General features: G+C 73.0%; 18 protein-coding genes. 13 read left to right on the top strand and 5 right to left on the bottom strand.

Annotated elements, in window-relative coordinates; all coding sequences use genetic code 11:
• Position 1: 1 nt before the first annotated feature.
• Positions 2 to 814: a spermidine synthase gene (locus MTO99_RS06380; protein ID WP_243557934.1), complete on the bottom strand. Its 813-nt coding sequence runs from the start codon at positions 812 to 814 to the stop codon at positions 2 to 4.
• A gap of 117 nt (positions 815 to 931) precedes the next feature.
• Here MTO99_RS06380 and MTO99_RS06375 point away from each other — a divergent pair, with 117 nt between their 5' ends.
• Together MTO99_RS06375 and MTO99_RS06370 are read left to right on the top strand one after the other, a co-directional pair.
• Positions 932 to 1951, top strand: a complete 1020-nt coding sequence (locus MTO99_RS06375) for a lipid II:glycine glycyltransferase FemX (RefSeq protein ID WP_243557932.1) — start codon at positions 932 to 934, stop codon at positions 1949 to 1951.
• Between the two features lie 121 nt (positions 1952 to 2072).
• Complete coding sequence (locus tag MTO99_RS06370; RefSeq protein ID WP_243557930.1) at positions 2073 to 3509, top strand: GH1 family beta-glucosidase; 1437 nt, start codon at positions 2073 to 2075, stop codon at positions 3507 to 3509.
• Positions 3510 to 3550: 41 nt separating this feature from the next.
• Here MTO99_RS06370 and MTO99_RS06365 read toward each other — a convergent pair whose 3' ends face one another.
• Positions 3551 to 4693: a glutamate--cysteine ligase gene (locus tag MTO99_RS06365; RefSeq protein ID WP_243557928.1), complete on the bottom strand. Its 1143-nt coding sequence runs from the start codon at positions 4691 to 4693 to the stop codon at positions 3551 to 3553.
• A 117-nt stretch (positions 4694 to 4810) separates the two neighbouring features.
• Here MTO99_RS06365 and MTO99_RS06360 point away from each other — a divergent pair, with 117 nt between their 5' ends.
• The 11 genes from MTO99_RS06360 to MTO99_RS06310 all read left to right on the top strand — a co-directional run bounded on the left by MTO99_RS06360 (position 4811) and on the right by MTO99_RS06310 (position 13384).
• Positions 4811 to 5473, top strand: coding sequence for a GntR family transcriptional regulator (locus MTO99_RS06360; RefSeq protein WP_243557926.1), 663 nt, complete (start codon positions 4811 to 4813; stop codon positions 5471 to 5473).
• Positions 5474 to 5541: 68 nt separating this feature from the next.
• Positions 5542 to 6711, top strand: a complete 1170-nt coding sequence (locus tag MTO99_RS06355; protein WP_243557924.1) for an NAD(P)/FAD-dependent oxidoreductase — start codon at positions 5542 to 5544, stop codon at positions 6709 to 6711.
• Positions 6708 to 6950, top strand: a complete 243-nt coding sequence (locus MTO99_RS06350; RefSeq protein WP_243557922.1) for a (2Fe-2S)-binding protein — start codon at positions 6708 to 6710, stop codon at positions 6948 to 6950. The genes MTO99_RS06355 and MTO99_RS06350 overlap by 4 nt, the downstream gene beginning before the upstream one ends.
• The gene (locus MTO99_RS06345; protein ID WP_243557920.1) at positions 6947 to 8326 is read left to right on the top strand and encodes an FAD-dependent oxidoreductase; all 1380 of its coding nucleotides are present in this window, start codon (positions 6947 to 6949) and stop codon (positions 8324 to 8326) included. Before MTO99_RS06350 ends, MTO99_RS06345 begins: the two co-directional genes overlap by 4 nt.
• A gap of 51 nt (positions 8327 to 8377) precedes the next feature.
• Entirely contained in the window at positions 8378 to 9310 is a 933-nt protein-coding gene (locus tag MTO99_RS06340) for a dihydrodipicolinate synthase family protein (protein WP_243557918.1), read from the top strand.
• Positions 9310 to 10311: a proline racemase family protein gene (locus MTO99_RS06335; protein ID WP_243557916.1), complete on the top strand. Its 1002-nt coding sequence runs from the start codon at positions 9310 to 9312 to the stop codon at positions 10309 to 10311. The genes MTO99_RS06340 and MTO99_RS06335 overlap by 1 nt, the downstream gene beginning before the upstream one ends.
• A 182-nt stretch (positions 10312 to 10493) precedes the next feature.
• Positions 10494 to 10904, top strand: a complete 411-nt coding sequence (gene rpsP, locus MTO99_RS06330) for a 30S ribosomal protein S16 (protein ID WP_243557914.1) — start codon at positions 10494 to 10496, stop codon at positions 10902 to 10904.
• A 3-nt stretch (positions 10905 to 10907) separates the two neighbouring features.
• Positions 10908 to 11144, top strand: coding sequence for an RNA-binding protein (locus MTO99_RS06325; RefSeq protein ID WP_149161747.1), 237 nt, complete (start codon positions 10908 to 10910; stop codon positions 11142 to 11144).
• Between the two features lies 1 nt (position 11145).
• Positions 11146 to 11790 (top strand): ribosome maturation factor RimM, encoded by a 645-nt coding sequence (gene rimM, locus MTO99_RS06320; RefSeq protein WP_243557912.1) that lies wholly within the window; start codon positions 11146 to 11148, stop codon positions 11788 to 11790.
• A gap of 6 nt (positions 11791 to 11796) precedes the next feature.
• A complete protein-coding gene (gene trmD / locus MTO99_RS06315) occupies positions 11797 to 12504 on the top strand; it encodes a tRNA (guanosine(37)-N1)-methyltransferase TrmD (protein WP_243557911.1) in 708 nt (235 codons plus the stop codon).
• 121 nt (positions 12505 to 12625) lie between these two features.
• On the top strand, positions 12626 to 13384 hold the full coding sequence (locus tag MTO99_RS06310) for a sirohydrochlorin chelatase (protein WP_243557909.1): 759 nt from the start codon (positions 12626 to 12628) through the stop codon (positions 13382 to 13384).
• Between the two features lie 134 nt (positions 13385 to 13518).
• Here the strand turns inward: MTO99_RS06310 and MTO99_RS06305 are convergent, their stop codons facing one another.
• The 3 genes from MTO99_RS06305 to MTO99_RS06295 are packed head-to-tail and all read right to left on the bottom strand — an operon-like array spanning position 13519 to position 18698.
• Positions 13519 to 15132, bottom strand: coding sequence for an FAD-dependent oxidoreductase (locus tag MTO99_RS06305; protein WP_243557907.1), 1614 nt, complete (start codon positions 15130 to 15132; stop codon positions 13519 to 13521).
• The gene (locus tag MTO99_RS06300; protein WP_243557905.1) at positions 15129 to 17291 is read right to left on the bottom strand and encodes a molybdopterin oxidoreductase family protein; all 2163 of its coding nucleotides are present in this window, start codon (positions 17289 to 17291) and stop codon (positions 15129 to 15131) included. The genes MTO99_RS06305 and MTO99_RS06300 overlap by 4 nt, the downstream gene beginning before the upstream one ends.
• A gap of 12 nt (positions 17292 to 17303) precedes the next feature.
• Positions 17304 to 18698 carry an MFS transporter gene (locus MTO99_RS06295; protein WP_435520822.1) on the bottom strand — a complete coding sequence of 465 codons (1395 nt, stop codon included), beginning with the start codon at positions 18696 to 18698 and terminating at the stop codon, positions 17304 to 17306.
• Positions 18699 to 18714: the final 16 nt, after the last annotated feature.

Here is an 18714-nt window from a genome sequence, read left to right as displayed (position 1 = left end):
ATCACCCCGCCGGGTCGGAGTCGTGCCGTACCGGTGCGCCGGCGATGAACGCGTCGAGCGCATCGCCCTCGAGCAGGGCGATGGGGCGGGGGCCGTGGTCGCCCGCCGCCCGCGCACGTTCGCCGTCGAGGGACGCCGCCGACGCGGCGAGCATCACGTTGCCGAGGCTCGTGCCCTCGATGACCCCGGGGAACGCGAGCGCGATCACGTTCGGCCGGAACTCGGCGAGCGTGGCCGCGACCTCGCGGCTGAACACGAGGTCGCGCGTCGCGAGGGTGTTCACGATCACGAGCGCGTCGGGGGCCAGCAGCAGGTCGAGCTGCTCGAGGAACTCGAGCGTCGAGAGGTGGCGCGGCGCGACGGCGCCCGAGAACACGTCGACGATGGCGACGTCGTAGCCGCCGCCGGCGCGCGCGGCCCGCTCGACCGCCTCGCGGGCGTCGCCGAACTCGATCGTGAGCTCGACGCCGTCGGGCAGCGGCAGCGCGTCGAGCACAAAGTCGAGCAGATCCTGATGCAGTTCGACGACGTGCTGCGTCGAACCCGGGCGCATCACGCCGATGTAGCGCGGCAGGGTGAGCGCGCCGCCGCCGAGGTGGAGCACGCGCACGGGACGGCGCGGGTCGAGGCATCCGTCGATGATGCCGGCCGCGAGGCGCACGTACTCGAGCTGCAGATCGAGCGGGTCGAGCGGATTCACATGCGACTGGGTCGTGCCGTCGATGACCAGCGAGTACCCGCCGTTGGTGCCCCGCTCGGGAACGAGTGTGGCGCGCACCTCGCGGCCATGGAGTTCGAGGCTCGGCTCCGCCATGTCGTCCACCCTAGGTCGGGCCGGGTTGCGCGGCCAGAGGGCGCGCCCGCGAAACACTGCCCGCCGCGCGGATCCGTGCCTAGAATGACGCCAGGGCGAGCGGCAGAGGGGCACCGCATGTCGGCGACGAGCACCGCGATGGCGATCGGATGGGACGAACGCGTGCTCACCGAGCAGTCCGTTCCGCACTTCATGCAGTCGAGCACGTGGCAGCGGCTGCGATCCGACGGCCCGTGGCATTCGCACCGGCTGGCGTCGATCGACGGACACGACCTGCCGATGCTCGCGTACGAGCGCGACGTGCCCGGCTACGGCACCCTGCGGCACCTGCCGAGGGTGAGCGGCATCGAGCCCGACGACGTGCCGCGGTTCAGCGAGCGGGTGCGCACCCACCGCGGCGAGGCGTTCGCGACGAAGGTCGAGGTGCACCAGCCGTACGACCATGCGCTCGTCGCCGCGTTCGAAGCGAACGGGTGGCAGCGCTCGCGGGCCTCGCAGTACCGGCACGCGGTGATCGTGGAGACCGGCATGAGCGAGGTCGAGATCCTGTCGCGCATGAAGAAGCGGGCGCGCAGCGAGATCAGGGTCGCCGAGCGCAACGGCGTCATCGCCGGGCGGGTGCGGATGAACCGCGAGAACCGGGAGCGGATGCTCGCCCTCGTCGCGGAGACGGCGGATCGGTCGGGCGCGTTCTTCCGGTCGGCCGACTACCTCGAGCGGGTGTGGACGGCGTTCGCCGCCGACGGTCGCGGCTGGCTGCACTTCGCGTGGCACGACGGCCGGGTGGTCGCCGGCGCCTTCGTCGTCGCGTATGGGCCGAACGCCTGGTACAAGGACGGCGGCTCGCTGCGCGATCGCCCGCAGCTGATGGCGTCGCGCTACCTGCAGTGGGATGTGATCCGCGAGCTGTCGGCCGCGGGAATCCGACGGTACGACCTCGGCCACGTGCCGCCGCCCGACGAGCCCGAGGCGCCGGGTCAGGGCGTGCTCACCTTCAAGAGCGCGTTCGCGCGCGAGGTCACGGTGTACATGCCCGCGCTGATGCTGCCCCACGATGCGAGGGCCGAGGAGTTCCGTCGCGGCGAGAGCGCCTTCGTCGAGGCGCACCGCCGCCGCACCGGCGACTACTGGTACTGACCGCCGGCGCCGATTCGGCGCGGCGTCCGATTTGCTTACAGCTCTGTAAGCAAACTGCCCTCTCGACCCGGTAGGGTGAGCAACGGCGACTCCGCCGAGACACGATGACTGGAGCACTCCCATGACGACGGGTTCCCCCGACTACCGCGACTCGGGCCTCGAGTTCGGCCCCGACTTCCTCTTCGGCACAGCGACCGCGTCGTACCAGATCGAGGGCGCCGCGACCGAGGACGGCCGCGGCCCGAGCATCTGGGACACCTTCAGCCACACGCCCGGCAAGGTGTGGAACGGCGACACCGGCGACGTGGCCGACGACCACTACCACCGGTGGGAGGCCGACCTCGACCTCATGGTCGAACTCGGACTCGAGGCGTACCGCTTCTCGATCGCGTGGCCGCGGATCCAGCCGACCGGGCGGGGCCCGGCGAACGAGGCGGGTCTCGCGTTCTACGAACGCCTCGTCGACGGGCTCATCGCCCGAGGCATCCGCCCGATCGCGACCCTCTACCACTGGGATCTGCCCCAGGCCCTCGAGGACGAGGGCGGGTGGACCAACCGCGAGACCGCCTACGCGTTCGCCGAGTACGCCCGGCTCGTCGGCGAGCGGCTCGGCGACCGCATCGAGGTGTGGACGACGCTCAACGAGCCGTGGTGCAGCGCCTACCTCGGCTACGGCTCGGGCGCGCACGCGCCCGGTCAGATGGACGGCGCGAAGGCGCTCGCCGCCGTGCACCACCTGAACCTCGCCCACGGGCTCGCGGTCGCGGCGCTGCGCGAGGTCGTGCCGGGCGACCCGAAGTTCTCGATCACGCTGAACCTGCACGTCATCCGCCCCTCGGGCGAGACCGGCGCCGAGGCCGCGCGACGCATCGACGGCCTGGCCAACCGGGTGTTCCTGGGGCCGCTGCTCGACGGCGAATACCCCGCCGACGTCATCGACGACACCAAGGGCGTCACCGACTGGTCGTTCGTGCAGCCCGGCGACACCGACCTGATCCGTCAGCCCCTCGACCTGCTCGGCGTGAACTACTACTCGACCGTGACGGTGCGCATGTGGGACGGTTCGTCGCCGCGGGTCAACGCCGACGGGCACAAGGACATGGGCGGCACCGCCTGGCCCGGCGCCGACGGCGTCGAGTTCCTCGAGCAGCCCGGCCCGTACACCGCGATGGGCTGGAACATCGACCCGTCGGGTCTCGAAGACCTGCTCGTCGCGCTGCACGAGGCGTACCCGAACCTGCCGCTGATGGTCACCGAGAACGGTGCGGCCTACGACGACGTCGTGACCGAGGGCCCCGACGGGCGCCCCGTCGTGCAGGACGACGACCGCCTCGACTACCTGCGCCGGCACTTCACGGCGGCCCACCGCGCGATCGAGCGCGGGGTCGACCTGCGCGGGTACCAGGTGTGGTCGTTCCTCGACAACTTCGAGTGGGGCTACGGCTACTCCAAGCGCTTCGGCATCGTCCGCGTCGACTACGACACCCTGGAGCGGCTGCCCAAGGCGAGCGCGCACTGGTACGCGGAGCTCATCCGCACCCGGCGCATCCCGGCCTGACCGGCTCGGGCGGCCGGGCCGGCGCCGTCGCGCCCGGCCGCTCAGTCGGGCTCGGGCGCGCCCGAGCGGAACTCCCGGGCGAGGTGGGCGACCACCTCGGCGAGGTCGCCATCGGATGCCTCGGCGACCCGCAGCTGGCGTCGGTAGCTCGCACCCGCGTCGAGGATCCGACGCACCTGCTGCAGCTCGACGGGGCAGCCGAGGCGTTCGGCCACCGGCACGAGCTGCGTGAGCAGGTCGGACAGGTCGTCGGTGACGAGCCGCTCGGTGCCCGCGACATCCGTGATGATCTCGGCGTCCAGTCCGTACCGGGCCGCACGCCACTTGTTCTCGCGCACGAACCAGGGCTGGAGCACCGGCAGCTCCTCGCCGGCGTCGAGCCGTTCGCTCAGCGACTCGACGAGGCACTGCACGAGTGCGGCGATCGCCCCGATCTCGACGGCCGACGACACGCCGTCGCAGACGCGCACCTCGATCGTGCCCCACTGCGGCGACGGTCGGATGTCCCACCGCACCTCGGTGTGATCGACGATCACGCCCGTGTGCACCAGGTCCTCGACGTACCGCTCGAACGCCGGCCAGTCGGCGAGCGGGTACGGCAGCCCCGCGGTGGGCAGCTGCTGGAACATCAGCGCGCGGTTCGAGGCGTACCCGGTCTCGACGCCCGCCCAGAACGGGCTCGACGCGCTGAGCGCCTGCAGGTGCGGGATGTACGCGAGCAAGCCGCCGAGGATCGGCAGCGCCTTGTCGCGATCCTCGATGCCGACGTGCACGTGGATGCCCCAGATCATCATGTTGCGGCCCCACCAGCGGGTGCGCTCGATGAGCTCGTGGTATCTGGGCTGGTCGGTGAGGTGCTGGTCGAACCACTGGCCGAACGGGTGCGAGCCGCTGCACACGAGCTCGTACGCACCGAGCCGGTCGAGCACGGCGCGCACCTCGTCCACCTGCCCGAGCAGGTCGTCGACCGCGTCGGCGACCCGGCGGTGCACGCCCGAGACGAGTTCGACGGTGTTCGTGAGCAGCTCGCCGGTGATCTGCGGGTGCGGGGCGCCGTCGTCGCCGGCGAGCTCGGCCAGCACGACATCGGCGATCGACGCGAGGTCGCCGGTCTCGCGGTCGACGATCGCGAGTTCCCACTCGACGCCGAGCGTCGATCGTTCCGATCGTGCGAACTCGATCATCCGCAGCCCCCTCCCGCGCCCTCGGGCCATCATGACACGCAGCGGCGCGGCGGCTACGCTGTGCCGCAGAGTCGTCCATCGGATCGCCGGCGGAGCCGGCCACGGAAGGAGCAGCGGTTGAGCGCACCGATGCAGGTCGTCGAGAGCGTGAGCCTGCGCGAGCAGGTCGAACGCGCGCTGAGCTCTCGGATCGTGTCGGGGGAGTTCCGCCCGGGCACGGTGCTCACCGTGCCGACGCTCGCGACCGAGTTCGGGGTGAGCGCGACGCCCGTGCGCGAGGCGATGCTGAACCTCGCCCGGCGGGGGTTCCTGAGTCCGCTCCGCAACCGCGGGTTCCGGGTCACCGAGGTGTCCGAGGACGAGCTGCGTCAGCTCGGCGAGGTGCGCATGCTGCTCGAGGTCCCGCCGATGCGCACGCTCGCCGGCCGCGTCCCCGAGGCGCTGGCCGAGCGGCTGCTCGCGCTCGCCGACGACATCGTGGCCGCCGGCCGCGAGCAGCGATTCCAGGACTACCTCGAGGCCGACACCGAGTTCCACCTCGCGCTGCTCGAGCAGACGGGCAACGCGTTCCTCGTCCAGCTCGTGCGCGACCTGCGGCAGCAGACCCGGCTCATCGGCCTGGTGCGGATCTCCGACGGCGACGGGCTCACCGAGTCGGCGCTCGAACACGCCGAGCTGGTGCGGCTGCTCGTCGCGGGCGATGCCGACGGCGCCGAGGCGCTGATGCGGCGGCACATCGGCCACGTGTCGGGCGTGTGGAGCGGGCACGACGAGACCTGAGCGCGGCGGGTCGATGCTGACGCCTCCGCAATCTGTAATATGTCACGCACCGCCGAGGAGGGAGGGACGTGCGCGTCATCGTCATCGGAGCCGGAGCCGTCGGCGCCGCGAGCGCACTCGCGCTCGCCGAGGCCGGAGCCGACGTCGTCGTCGTCGACCGTTCGGGCGTCGCGGCCGAGACCTCCAGCCGGTGCGAGGGCAACATCCTCGTCTCCGACAAGGGGCCGGGCGCCGAAGCCGAACTCGCGATCGTCGCGAACCGTGCGTGGCGCCGCCTCGCGACACGGCTCGACGCCGACCGCGCACCGGGTCAGCCGGCCACCGAGTTCGAGGCGAAGGGCGGGGTGGTCGTCGCCTTCGAGGGCGGCACCGAGGCGCTCGACGCGTTCGCCGCATCGCAGCGCGGCATCGGCATCCGGGCCGAGCCGCTCGAGACCGACGAACTGCGCGCCCTCGAACCGCACCTGAGCCCGGCCGCAGCCCGCGGCATCCACTACCCCGACGACGCGCAGGTGCAGCCGAGCCTGGCCACCCAGGCGATGCTCGCCCGCGCCCGGCGGCTCGGTGCCGAGCTGCGGCTCACCGAGGTGGTCGGACCCGTGCACGCCGGCTCGCGCGACGGCCGCCGGCTCGCCGGCATCCTGACGCCCGAGGGGTCGATCACGGCCGACGCGGTGGTGAACTGCGCCGGGCCCTGGGCCGGCGAGGTGGCGGCGCGGCTCGGCGCGCGGCTCGACATCCGCCCGCGTCGCGGGGTGATCCTCGTCACCACCCCCATGCCCCAGCGGGTGTTCCACAAGGTCTACGACGCCGACTACGTCGGCGCCGTCGGGTCGTCGGATGCCGCGCTGCAGACCTCCACGGTCGTGGAGTCCACGCCCGCCGGCACGGTGCTCATCGGTTCGAGCCGCGAACGCGTCGGCTTCTCCCGAGCGGGCACGCTCGCGCCGATCGTCGAGATCGCCGGGAAGGCGACCCGGCTGTTCCCGTTCCTCGCCGACACGATGCTGCTGCGCAGCTACATCGGGTTCCGCCCCTACGCGCCCGATCACCTGCCCGTGATCGGGGCCGACGGCGACGTGCCCGGGCTCTTCCATGCGGCGGGGCACGAGGGCGCCGGCATCGGACTCGCGCCGACCACGGGCGACCTCGTCGCGCACGCGGTGCTCGGCACGGCGGCGCCGACCGACCCCGCGCCGTTCCTGCCCACCCGGGCGAGCCTGCGGGCGGCGGCATGAGCGTGCGCATCCGCGTCGACGGCGACGACCTCGCCGGCCGCGACGGCCAGACCATCGCCGGCGTGCTCATCGGCGCCGGCCGGCGCACGTGGCGCACCGCGGCGGGCGCCGAACGCGGAGTGTTCTGCGGCATCGGGATCTGCCAGGACTGCATCGTGACGGTGAACGGCATCGAAGGCGTGCGCGCCTGCCAGCGCACCGCCTGCGACGGCGACGTCGTCCGACGGGAGGCGCGATGAGCCGCCGGGTGGCGATCGTGGGCGCCGGTCCGGCCGGCCTGGCGGCCGCGCAGGCCGCCCTCGCGCGCGGGGCCGACGTGACGCTGCTCGACGAGGGCGAGCGGCCCGGCGGCCAGTTCTGGCGTCACCACGACGGCCTCACCGATCCGCGCATGCAGCACCGGTGGTCGCGGTTCGAGCGGCTGCGGGCCGCCATCGACCGGGCCGGCGACCGGGCGACGGTGCACCGGCAGGCGAGCGTGTGGCGCGTCGAGACCGAGGGCGGCATCCGGGTGCACGCCGTCGTCGGCCCCGCCGACGCTTCGGGGCGCGAGGGCCTGACCGTCGAGGCCGACGCGCTCGTCATCGCGACCGGCGCGCACGACCGCGCGCTGCCGGTACCCGGGTGGACGCTGCCGGGCGTCGTCACCGCCGGCGCCGCGCAGGCGCTCGCCAAGCGCGACGCCGTCACGCCGGGGCGGCGCACCGTGGTCGCCGGGGCGGGTCCGTTCCTGCTGCCGGTCGCCGCGAGCATCGCGATCGCGGGCGGCGAAGTCGCCGAGGTCGTCGAGGCCGTCGGCGTGCGCGGACTCGTGCGGGGCTGGGGGCGATCGCCGTGGCAGCTCGCGGGGGCGGCCGGCAAGGCCGCCGAGCTCGCCGGGTACGTCGGCGGCATGGTCCGCACGCGCACGCCGTATCGGCTCGGCAGCGCGGTCACCCGCATCCACGGCGAGCACGCCGTCGAAGCGGTCACCGTGCAGCGCGTCGACGCCGACTGGCGCCCGATCTCAGGCACCGAGCGCACGGTCGCGTGCGACTCGGTCGCGCTCGGGCACGGCTTCACCCCTCGACTCGAGGCGGCCGTCCAGGCCGGCTGCCGCATCTCGTCGGCCCGGTTCGTCGAGGTCGACGAGCGCCAGGCGACGACGGTCGCCGCGGTCTTCGCCGCCGGCGAGATCACCGGCATCGCCGGGGCCGACGCGGCGCTCGCCGAGGGGGCGGTCGCCGGATTCGCTGCGGCCGGCGGCGCCCTCGACGACGCCCGCATCGCGGGTGCGCTGCGCGCACGTCGCCGCCTGCACGCGTTCGCCGCTCGCCTCGCCGCCCACGACGTGCGTCGCGGCTGGACCGACTGGCTCGACGACGACACCGTCGTCTGCCGCTGCGAGTCGGTCACGAGGGCGCGCATCGCCGAGTACGCGGATGCCTCGAGCCGGGGCGTGCGGTTGGCCGCGCGTGCGGGGCTCGGCGCCTGTCAGGGCCGCACATGCGGGCGCACGGTCGAACAGCTGGTGGCGGCCCCCGTCGACTTCGACGCGCGCCCCGTGCTCTCCTCGGTGCGGATCGGCGAACTCGCCCGGGCCGGCGACTCGCCCGGGGCATCCGATAATGTGTGATGCATTACCGCCGTGGCGCACCGCAGCGCACGCGACCAGAATGGAACCGACATGACCGAACCCACCATGAACCTCGGCGGGGTCGTCGTCGCGACGACCCTCGCGTTCAGGGAAGACCCGTCGGCACCCGCGGGCCTCGCGGTCGACTACGACCGGTTCGGCGAGCACGTCGACTTCCTGATGGCGAACGGCTGCCGCGGGGTCGGCCCGAACGGGTCGCTCGGCGAGTACTCGTCGCTGACCGACGACGAGCGGCGCCGGGTCGTCCAGGTCGCGGTGGATGCGGTCGACGGGCGGGGCATCGTCGTGGCCGGCGTGCACGGCGTCGGCAGCCACCAGGCGCGTCACTGGGCCGAGCTCGCCCGCGAGGACGGGGCCGACGGCGTGCTGCTGCTGCCGCCCACCCTCTACCGCGCCAACGAGGGCGAGGTGATCGCGCACTACGCCGAGGTCGCGAAGGCGGGCCTGCCGATCATGGCGTACAACAACCCGTTCGACACCAAGGTCGACCTCACCCCGAAGCTCGTCGCGAAGCTCGCCGAGATCCCCGAGGTGGTCGCGATCAAGGAGTTCTCGGGCGACGTGCGCCGGGTCTACGAGATCAAGGAGTTGTGCGACATCGACGTCATCGCCGGGGCCGACGACGTGCTCTTCGAGCTCATGGTGAACGGCGCGGTCGGATGGTTCGCCGGCTACCCGAACGCGTTCCCGCGCGAGGCGGTCGAACTCTACGACCTGTGCATCCGCGGCGACTGGCACGAGGCGAAGTCGCTGTACGAGCAGCTCGTCGCGGTGTTCCGCTGGGACTCGCGCACCGAGTTCGTGCAGGCCATCAAGCTCTCGATGGACCTCTGCGGCAACTCCTACGGCGGCCCGACCCGCCCGCCGCGCGGCCCGCTCAGCGCCGAGCAGCGCGCCCAGATCACCGCCGACACCGAGCGGGCCCTCGCCGCGCTCGCGGCGCGCCGGGCGGCGGTCGCCTGATGCGGGCGCGCCGGGTGATCTCCGCGGTCGACAGCCACACCGAGGGGATGCCGACCCGGGTCGTCACCGGCGGCGTCGGCCCGATCCCCGGCGCGACCATGAACGACAAACGGCTCTGGGCGATGGAGCACCTCGACGGGCTGCGCGGCCTGCTCATGAACGAGCCCCGCGGGCACGCGTCGATGTCGGGCGCGCTGCTGCAGGCGCCGACCCGGCCCGACGCCGACTGGGGCGTCGTGTTCATCGAGGCCAGCGGGTTCCTGCCGATGTGCGGCCACGGCACCATCGGCGTGGCCACCGTGCTCGTCGAGACCGGCATGGTCGAGACGACCGAGCCGGTCACCGAGATCCGCCTCGACGTGCCCGCGGGCCTCGTCGTCGCCCGCGTCGCCGTCGAGGGCGGCCGCGCGAAGCACGTCACCATCGAGAACGTGCCGAGCTTCGTCGAGCGACTCGACGAGGCGATCGAGGTGCCCGGATACGGCGAAGTGCCGTACTCGGTCGCGTTCGGCGGCAACTTCTACGCGCTCGTCGACCTCGACGACGTGGGGCTGCCGTTCGACCGGACGCGCAAGGACGACATCGTCCGCGCCGGCCTCGCGATCATGGACGCGATCAACACGCAGCGCCCGCCGCGGCACCCCGAGATCTCCGGCGCGGACCACGTGCACCACGTCGAGTTCATCGCGCCCGGCTCCGACGCGGTCAGGTCGCGCCACGCGATGGCCATCCACCCCGGATGGTTCGACCGCTCGCCCTGCGGCACCGGCACGAGCGCCCGCATGGCCGAGCTGCACGCGCGCGGCGAGCTCGCGCTCGAGACCGACTTCGTCAACGAGTCGTTCATCGGCACCGAGTTCACCGGGCGCCTGCTGCGCGAGGCGACCGTGGGCGGAGTGGCCGCCGTCGTGCCGACGATCACCGGGCGGGCCTGGGTCACCGGCTTCGGCCAGTACGTGCTCGACGACGACGACCCGTTCCCCGAGGGGTTCGTCTTCTGACCCGCGGTGCGACATCCGCTCGATTGTCCCTCACCGCCGAAATCTGCAAGAATGGTCAGTCGAGTTCCGCATCGCCCGACCCTCTATCCGGCCTGTGGAACACCATTGAGCTTCCGCCGAGTGTGCACCCCACGCTCACGGCTGTCAGTTCGCCCACCTCACCAGACCCATTCAGGAGAATCGTGGCTGTCAAGATCCGTCTCAAGCGGCTCGGCAAGATCCGTGCCCCGTACTACCGCATCGTCGTCGCCGACTCGCGCACCAAGCGCGACGGTCGCGTGATCGAAGAGATCGGCAAGTACCACCCCACCGAGGAGCCCTCGTTCATCGAGGTGAACTCCGACCGCGCGCAGTACTGGCTCTCCGTCGGCGCGCAGCCGACCGAGCAGGTGCTCGCCATCCTCAAGCTGACCGGCGACTGGGGCACCTTCAAGGGCGAGAAGGGTGCGACCAGCACCGTCAAGACCGCCGAGCCCAAGGCCGCGTTCGAGGCCGACAGCGCCAAGAAGCCCGTCCTCAAGCCCAAGGCCGAGAAGCCGGCCAAGGTCGAAGAGGCCCCGGCCGCCGAGGCCGAGACCACGGACGAGGCGTAAGCCTTGCTCCAGTCCGCGCTCGAACACCTCGTCAAGGGAATCGTCGATCACCCCGACGAGGTGCGGGTCGTCTCCGCGTCGAGCGCACGCGGCGAGGTCCTCGAGGTTCACGTGAACCCCGAGGACCTCGGCCGCGTCATCGGCCGCGCGGGCCGCACCGCCAAGGCGCTGCGCACGCTCGTCACCGCGCTCGCCGACGGCCGTCGGGTGCGGGTCGACGTCGTCGACACCGACGACTGACGTGGCGCGCTCTCCACGTCCCCAGCAGCTCCGCGTCGGGCGGCTGACGAAGGCCCACGGGCTGAAGGGCGCGATCAAGCTCGAGCTCTACACCGACGACCCCGAGCGGCGGTTCGCGCCCGGAGCGACGTTCTCACTGCAGGTGCCCGCCGAATCGCCCTGGCACGGCAAGCACCTCACCTTCCGCGAGCTGCGCTGGTACAACGGGCAGCCGGTCGGATTCTTCGAAGGCGTCGACGACCGCAGCGCGGCCGAGACCCTCGTGAAGGCGATCCTCTGGGTCGACGTCGACGAGGCGGAAGAGCCCGACGAACCCGACGCATGGTACGACCACCAGCTCGTCGGGCTGACCGTGCTGCGCGACGGCGCCGAGGTCGGCAAGGTCGTCCGGGTCGACCACCTGCCCGCGCAGGATCTGCTCATCGTGAAGGCCGCGTCGGGCGAGGTCATGGTCCCGTTCGTCTCGGCGATCGTGCCCGAGGTCGACGTCGCGGCGGGCACGCTCACCGTGACGCCGCCGGCGGGCCTGTTCGAAGAGCTCGCCGACGAGGCATCCGATGCACCCGCCGCCGCAGCGGCGGCCGAGGACGCCGACGCGTCCGAGGCATCCGACCCGCCGACCGAGGCCGCCGACCGACAGGAGTAGCCCGCCGTGCGGATCGACATCGTCACGATCTTCCCGTCGTTCTTCGACGTGCTCGACCTGTCGCTGCTCGGCAAGGCACGCGAGTCGGGCCTGCTGGAGGTCACCGCGCACGATCTGCGCGACTTCACCCACGACCGCCACCGCACCGTCGACGACACGCCGTACGGCGGCGGCGCGGGCATGGTCATGAAGCCCGAGCCGTGGGGCGAGGCGCTCGACTCGATCGTGGGCGACGGGCCATCCGACGCGCTGCTCGTCGTGCCGTCCCCGGCGGGCGAGCCGTTCACCCAGGCGACGGCGCGCGAGCTCGCGGCCGAGCAGCACCTGATCTTCGCCTGCGGCCGCTACGAGGGCATCGACCAGCGCGTCGTCGATCACTACGCGACCCGGATGCGGGTGCGGCTCATCTCGCTCGGCGACTACGTGCTGAACGGCGGCGAGGTCGCGGTGATGGCGATGATCGAAGCCGCCGGCCGCCTCGTGCCCGGCGTCGTGGGCAACCCCGAGTCGCTCGTCGAGGAGTCGCACGAGGACGGCCTGCTCGAGTACCCCAGCTACACCAAGCCCGCCGTCTGGCGCGGACTCGACGTGCCGCCGGTGCTGCTGAGCGGCCACCACGGCAAGGTCGCCGAGTGGCGGCACGAGCAGCAGCTCGAGCGTACCCGCCGGGTGCGGCCCGAGCTGCTCGGCGACGAGCCCGATCCCGCGGGCTGACCCCGCCGCAGCCCGACGTGCGGCCTTCTTCACCTCGCCGAAACATCGGCGAGTGATCCGCGAAACACGCCGTGCATAGCGTCGAAACCGCAGGGACGTTCCCGGGTGAGAGGCGGATGCGGTGGTCGACGACGCGAGGCGGATCGGCACCCCTGAACGCCCGCTGCGACTCGTCGCGGTGACGCACGGCGCACCGACCGCGCAGAACCGCGCGGCGGTGATCGGCCTCGTCGACGGCGTCGCCTCGGCCCGGCCGTCGCTCGACGTCTCGATCGCGTTCGTCGACGCCGCGCACACCGATGTCGCCTCGGCACTGGTCGACGGCATCGACGACCCCGAGTCGATCATCGTGCCCCTCGTGCTGTCGGCGGGGTACCACGTGCGCACCGGCCTCGCCCAGGGGCTCGACCGGCTCGCCCGGCGCGGCGCATCGCTCGCCGACGGCCTCGGACCCGACGAGCGGATCGTCTCCGTGCTCGCCGACCGGCTCGACCGGCTCGGGCTCGCCGAGAGCGACGCGGTCGTGCTCGCCGCGGCCGGTTCGAACGACCCGCGCGGCGTGCGCGAGTGCTTCGAGACCGCGCGGCTCCTCGGCGCCCGGCTGGGCCGAGGCGTCACCGTCGGCTTCATCGCGGCCGCGAACCCGCGGCTGCCCGACGCGATCGAGATGCTGCGCGCCGTGCATCCGGCCAGCCGCATCGTCGTGGCGCCGTACCTGCTCGCACCGGGCACGTTCTACGACCAGGCCGCGCTGGCCGGCGCCGACGCCATGGCCGAGCCGCTGCTCCAGCCCCGCGAGCCCGCCGCGCCCGACCTCGTCGACCTCGTGCTCGACCGGTACGACGAGGTCGTCGAACGGGAACTGCTCGCTGAGGCGTGACGCGGCGGGGGTGAGGCGCCGCCCCCGGCGGTGCGCGCCCGCGTGCGGCGGGGCGCGGCCGCGTGCGGCGGTGCGCGCCCGCCCCCGGCGGTGCGCGCCCGCGCCCGCTCAGGCGGGGCCGCGGGCGCCCCCGATCACGCGGTGAGCGTCGGCGCCCCGCCGGCTTCGGCCGCACGTGCGAGCACGTCGGCGATGCGGCCCTTGCAGCCGCCGCACCCGGTGCCCGCACGGGTGTCGCGGGCGATGCACTCGACGGTGGTGCTGCCGCACGCGGCGGCCTCCTCGATGCGTTCGACGGTCACGCCGTTGCACCAGCACACCGTGGCCGTCGGCGCGAAGGCGTCGGCGTCGGTGCTCGGATCGTAGTCGGGTCCGTCGAATCGCAGCAGCAGCGAGCGGTCGGCGGGCAGTTCGCCGCCGCGCTCGAACAGCAGGGTGAGCTCGGCCGAGGTGCGCGGCATCCCGACGCTGACGAACCCGGTGAGCACGCCGTCCTCGGTGACCATCTTCACGTAGCGCAGGTGCTCGGGGTCCGCCCACTGCGAGACCCGGCGACGAGGATGCCCCGCATCCTCGTCCCAGGGGTCCGCCGAGACGTCCCCGGCGGCGACGACGTCGATGTGCTCGGCCTTCAGCATCACGATCGGCTCGCGCTCGACGGCGGGTGCGACCTCCGCCGCCCGCCCCGCGACCTCTTCGGCGAAGGTCGCCGCGAGCTGCGACGCCTGACGCCAGCCCGGCCCGACGAGTCCCGACGGGGCCCCGGGCAGCACGCGCTGGCCGGCGAGCTCGTCGGTGCGCTCCACGACCTGCGCGCAGTCGCCGATCGCGTAGACGTCGGGATCCGACCAGCTCTGCAGGCTCGGGTGCACGACGATCCCGACTGCGGTGCGCAGGCCCGCGAGCGTCGCGAGCTCGTTGCGCGGGCTCACGCCGCACGAGAGCACCAGCAGGTCGCCGCGCAGCTGCTTGCCGTCGGCCGTGACGAGCTGGTCGAACCGGCGCCGGCCGTCGGCGTCGGTGCGGAACGCGATCGCCTCGGCACGGCTGTGCGCGATGACGGCGATGCCGGTGCGGCGCAGCGCCTGGCGCAGCACCTGGCCGCTGCCGCGATCGAGGTTGCGCGGCATCGGATGCGGGCCGTGGTGCACGACGCAGACCTCGGCGCCCGCGTGCGCGGCGGCGAGCGCGAGTTCGAGGCCGAGCACGCCGGCGCCCAGCACGACGATGCGGCGACGCGCCTGCACGGCTTCGAGCACCCGCTCGGCGTCGGCGAGGTCGCGCAGCGCGGTGACGCCCTGGGGCAGCTCGTCGTCGCAGCCGATGAGCTTCGCGCCGTACTTGCGCAGGGAGTTGAGGTCGCGTCGGTTGCGCTCGACGCCGTCGAGAGTGGGCACGTTCGCCCGCGACCCGGTGGCGAGCACCAGGCGGTCGTAGCCGACCTGTTCGCCGGTGCTCAGCTGCACGAGCCGCGCCGCGCGGTCGACGGCGGTCGCGGCGACGCCGAGCAGCACGCGGGCGCCCGCCTCCTCCGCGGCTCGCCGGTCGCCGACGAGCATCGAGTCGAGGTCGGTGCCGCCGACGGCGTACTCGGCGACGAGCACCCGGTTGTACGCTTCGACGTCCTCGCCGGCCACCACGGTCAGTGCGAGCTCGCCGCTGCGCACGAGCGGCAGCAGCTCCTCGACGAAGCGGGCGCCGACGGGGCCGTATCCGATGAGGACGACCCGGAGTGGGGCAGCGGTCATGCGATCACCTCGCTGAGGACGTCGTGTTCGGGGTGCGGCTCGGTCTCGAGCGGGATGACGCGGACGACGCCGGTCTTGAACTCGGGCATCGCCGAGATCGGGTCGACCGCGTCGCCGGTGAGCAGGTTGGCGGCCTGCTCGTCGCCGTAGTGGAACGGCAGGAACACCGCGTCGGGTCGGACGTCGGTCGTCAGCCGGGCGCGGCAGCGGACGGCGCCGTTGCGGTTGCGGAGCTCCACGAGCGCCCCGTCGGCGATCCCGAGGCGCAGGGCGGTCGCCGGATGCATCGAGGCCAGCGCCTCGGGCCGGGCCTCGAGCAGCTCGGGCACCCGCCGGGTCTGCGCGCCGCTCTGGTAGTGCTCGAGCAGTCGGCCGGTGATGAGCTCGAGCTCGCCAGACCCGGGCCGAGGGCGGGGCCGGGCGAGCTCGCGCACCGCGACGGCGACGAGGCGGGCGCGCCCGTCGTCGTGCGCGAATCGGTCGGCGAACAGGCGCGGCGTGCCCGCACTCCCGCGCGGGTACGGCCAGTAGGCGGCTTCGCCGCGGTCGAGCATCGCGTAGTCGATGCCCGAGTAGTCGGCGATGCCGCCCTCGGAGGCGCGGCGCAGCTCCTCGAAGACCTGCTCGGGGTCGGTGTCGAACGTCGCCGTGCAGCCGAGGCGGCGGGCGAGCTCGGCGAGGATCCAGAGCTCGTCGCGCACGCCTTCGGGCGGGGTGAGGGCCCGGCGACGTCGGATGACCCGCCCCTCGAGCGAGGTCATCGTGCCCTCCTCCTCGGCCCATTGCGTGATCGGCAGCACGACGTCGGCGAGGGAGGCGGTCTCCGAGAGGAAGAAGTCGCACACGACGAGCAGGTCGAGCTCGGCGAGTCCGGCGCGCACGGCGTCGACGTTCGGCGACGACACCACGAGATTCGACCCGTGCACCATCAGCGCCCGCACACCGCCGGGCCGGCCGAGCGACTGCAGCAGTTCGACGGCGGGCACGCCCGGGCCGGGAAGGGTGTCGGGGTCCACCCCCCACACGCCGGCGACGTGCGCGCGGGCGGCGGGGTCGATGATCTTGCGGTAGCCGGGCAGCTGGTCGCACTTCTGCCCGTGCTCGCGCCCGCCCTGCCCGTTGCCCTGGCCGGTGAGGGTGCCGTAGCCGCTGCCCGTCCGGCCGGGCAGACCGAGCAGCAGCGCGAGGTTGATCGCCGCCGTCGCCGTGTCGGTGCCGTCCACGTGCTGCTCGACGCCGCGCCCGGTGAGGATGTAGGTGCCGCCGCCCGCGGCGAGCCGTCGTGCGAGCCGCCGCAGGGTCAGTGCGGCGACGCCGGTGACCGACTGCACGCGCTCGGGCCACCACTGGGCGACGCTGCGCCGCACCGCGTCGAACCCCGTCGTGCGCTGTTCGACGTAGTCGACGTCGACGAGACGTTCCGCGATCACGATGTGGATCAGCCCGAGCAGCAGCGGCAGGTCGGTGCCGGGCACCGGCTGGACGTGCAGGCCGCGGCCCTCCTCGGTGAGCTTCGCCGTCGCCGTGCGCCGCGGATCGACCACGACGAGCCCGCCCGCCGCCTGGGCGCCGGCGAGGTGGCCGATGAACGGCGGCATGGTCTCGGCCACGTTCGTGCCCAGCAGCAGGATGGTGTCCGCGCCGTCGAGGTCCTCGAGCGGGAACGGCAGCCCGCGGTCCACGCCGAAAGCCCGGTTTCCGGCGGCCGCCGCCGACGACATGCAGTAGCGCCCGTTGTAGTCGATCCGGCTCGTGCCGAGCGCGAGCCTGGCGAACTTGCCCAGCAGGTACGCCTTCTCGTTCGTGAGCCCCCCGCCGCCGAACACGCCGACCGCATCGGCGCCGTGCGCCGACCGGATGCCGCGAAGGCCCGCCACCACGCGATCCAGCGCGTCGTCCCAGTTCGCCTCGTGCAGCGCGCCGTCCTCACCGCGCACGAGCGGGGCGAGCAGCCGGGCGGGGGAGCGCAGCAGCTCGGCCGACGTCCAGCCCTTCCGGCAGAGGCCGCCCCGGTTCGTCGGGAACTCGCGTCCGGCGACGGTCACCGGTGCGGTCGGGGCATCCGCGGCGTCCGCCCGATCGGCGGCGACCGGGGTGAGGGTCATCGCGCACTGGAGCGCGCAGTACGGGCAGTGGGTGGCGGCGGGAGGTCGAGGCATCCGGTCTCGCTTTCAGATCCGGTCGGAGCCGAGGCGGCCCGGGCCTACGTAGACGAAGAAGGTCAGCAGGAGCAGCACCGCGTAGCTCGCGACGAACCCGAGGAACGCGACCGCGTAGTCGCCGGTCGACTGGAACGAGAGGTTGAGCGCCTGCGGGATGAGGAACCCGCCGTACGCGCCGATCGCCGAGATGAGTCCGAGGGCCGCGGCGGCCTTGCGCTGCGTGGACACGTCGCCGGTGCCGCCGCCGCGGATGGCGAACACGATCGGCACCATGCGGTACGTCGACCCGTTGCCGATGCCCGCCGCGGCGAACAGGAGCAGGAAGCATCCGAGGAAGAGCCAGAAGCTCCCGAGCGGCAGCGTCGCGAGCACGCCGAGGGTGATCGCCGCCATCGTCGCGAACGCGAGCATGGTGATGCGCGCCCCGCCGAACCGGTCAGCCAGCCGGCCCCCGTACGGCCGGGCCAGCGAGCCGACCAGCGCGCCGAGGAAGGCGAGCGACACGGAGGCGCCGCCGATGCCGATGGCCGAGAACTCGGGGAACTGGTCGGCGATCAGCTTCGGGAACACGCTCGCGAACCCGATGAACGACCCGAACGTGCCGATGTACAGCAGCGACAGCAGCCAGAGGTGCGGTTCCCGAAGGGCCGCCGCCGACCCGGCGAAGTCGGCCTTCGCGCTCGAGAGGTTGTCCATGAAGCGGGCCGCGCCGAACATCGCGAGCAGGATGAACGGCACCCAGATCCAGCCGGCCAGCGGCAGGTTGAGCGTCGCGGCCGCCCCGATCGTGACCACGATCGGCACGACGAACTGCGCGACGGAGGCGCCGAGGTTGCCGCCCGCGGCGTTCAGCCCGAGCGCCCACCCCTTCTCGCGCTGCGGGAAGAAGAACGTGATGTTCGACATCGAGCTGGCGAAGTTGCCCCCGCCGAACCCCGCGAGCGCGGCCACCGCGAGCAGCACCCCGAACGGCGTGTCGGGGTTCGAGACGCAGATCGCGAGGGCCACCGTGGGCAGCAGGAGCAGGCCGGCCGAGATGATGGTCCAGTTGCGACCGCCGAACTTCGGCACCAGGAACGAGTAGGGGATGCGCAGCGTCGCGCCGACCAGGCTCGGCATCGAGATCAGCCAGAACAGCTCGCCGGTGGTGAGGTCGAAGCCCGCGGCCGGCAGCATGACCGCGACGATGCTCCAGAGCTGCCACACGACGAACCCGAGGAACTCGGCGAAGATCGACCAGCGCAGGTTGCGGCGGGCGATCGCCCGGCCCTGGAGCTGCCACTGCGCGTGGTTCTCGGCGTCCCAGCCGTCGATCCAGCGTCCGGGCCGGGTGGTGAGGGCGGGGGCGACGGCGATGGACGAGGACTCGGGTGCGAGGTTCGGGGGAGCGGTGTCGGTCACGATGCCTCCGGTCGAATCG

The sequence above is a fragment of the Agromyces larvae genome, assembly GCF_022811705.1.
Lineage (GTDB): Bacteria > Actinomycetota > Actinomycetes > Actinomycetales > Microbacteriaceae > Agromyces > Agromyces larvae.
The sequence above is the reverse complement of the archived record's forward strand: the minus strand, read 5'-3'. Positions and strand labels throughout refer to the sequence as shown.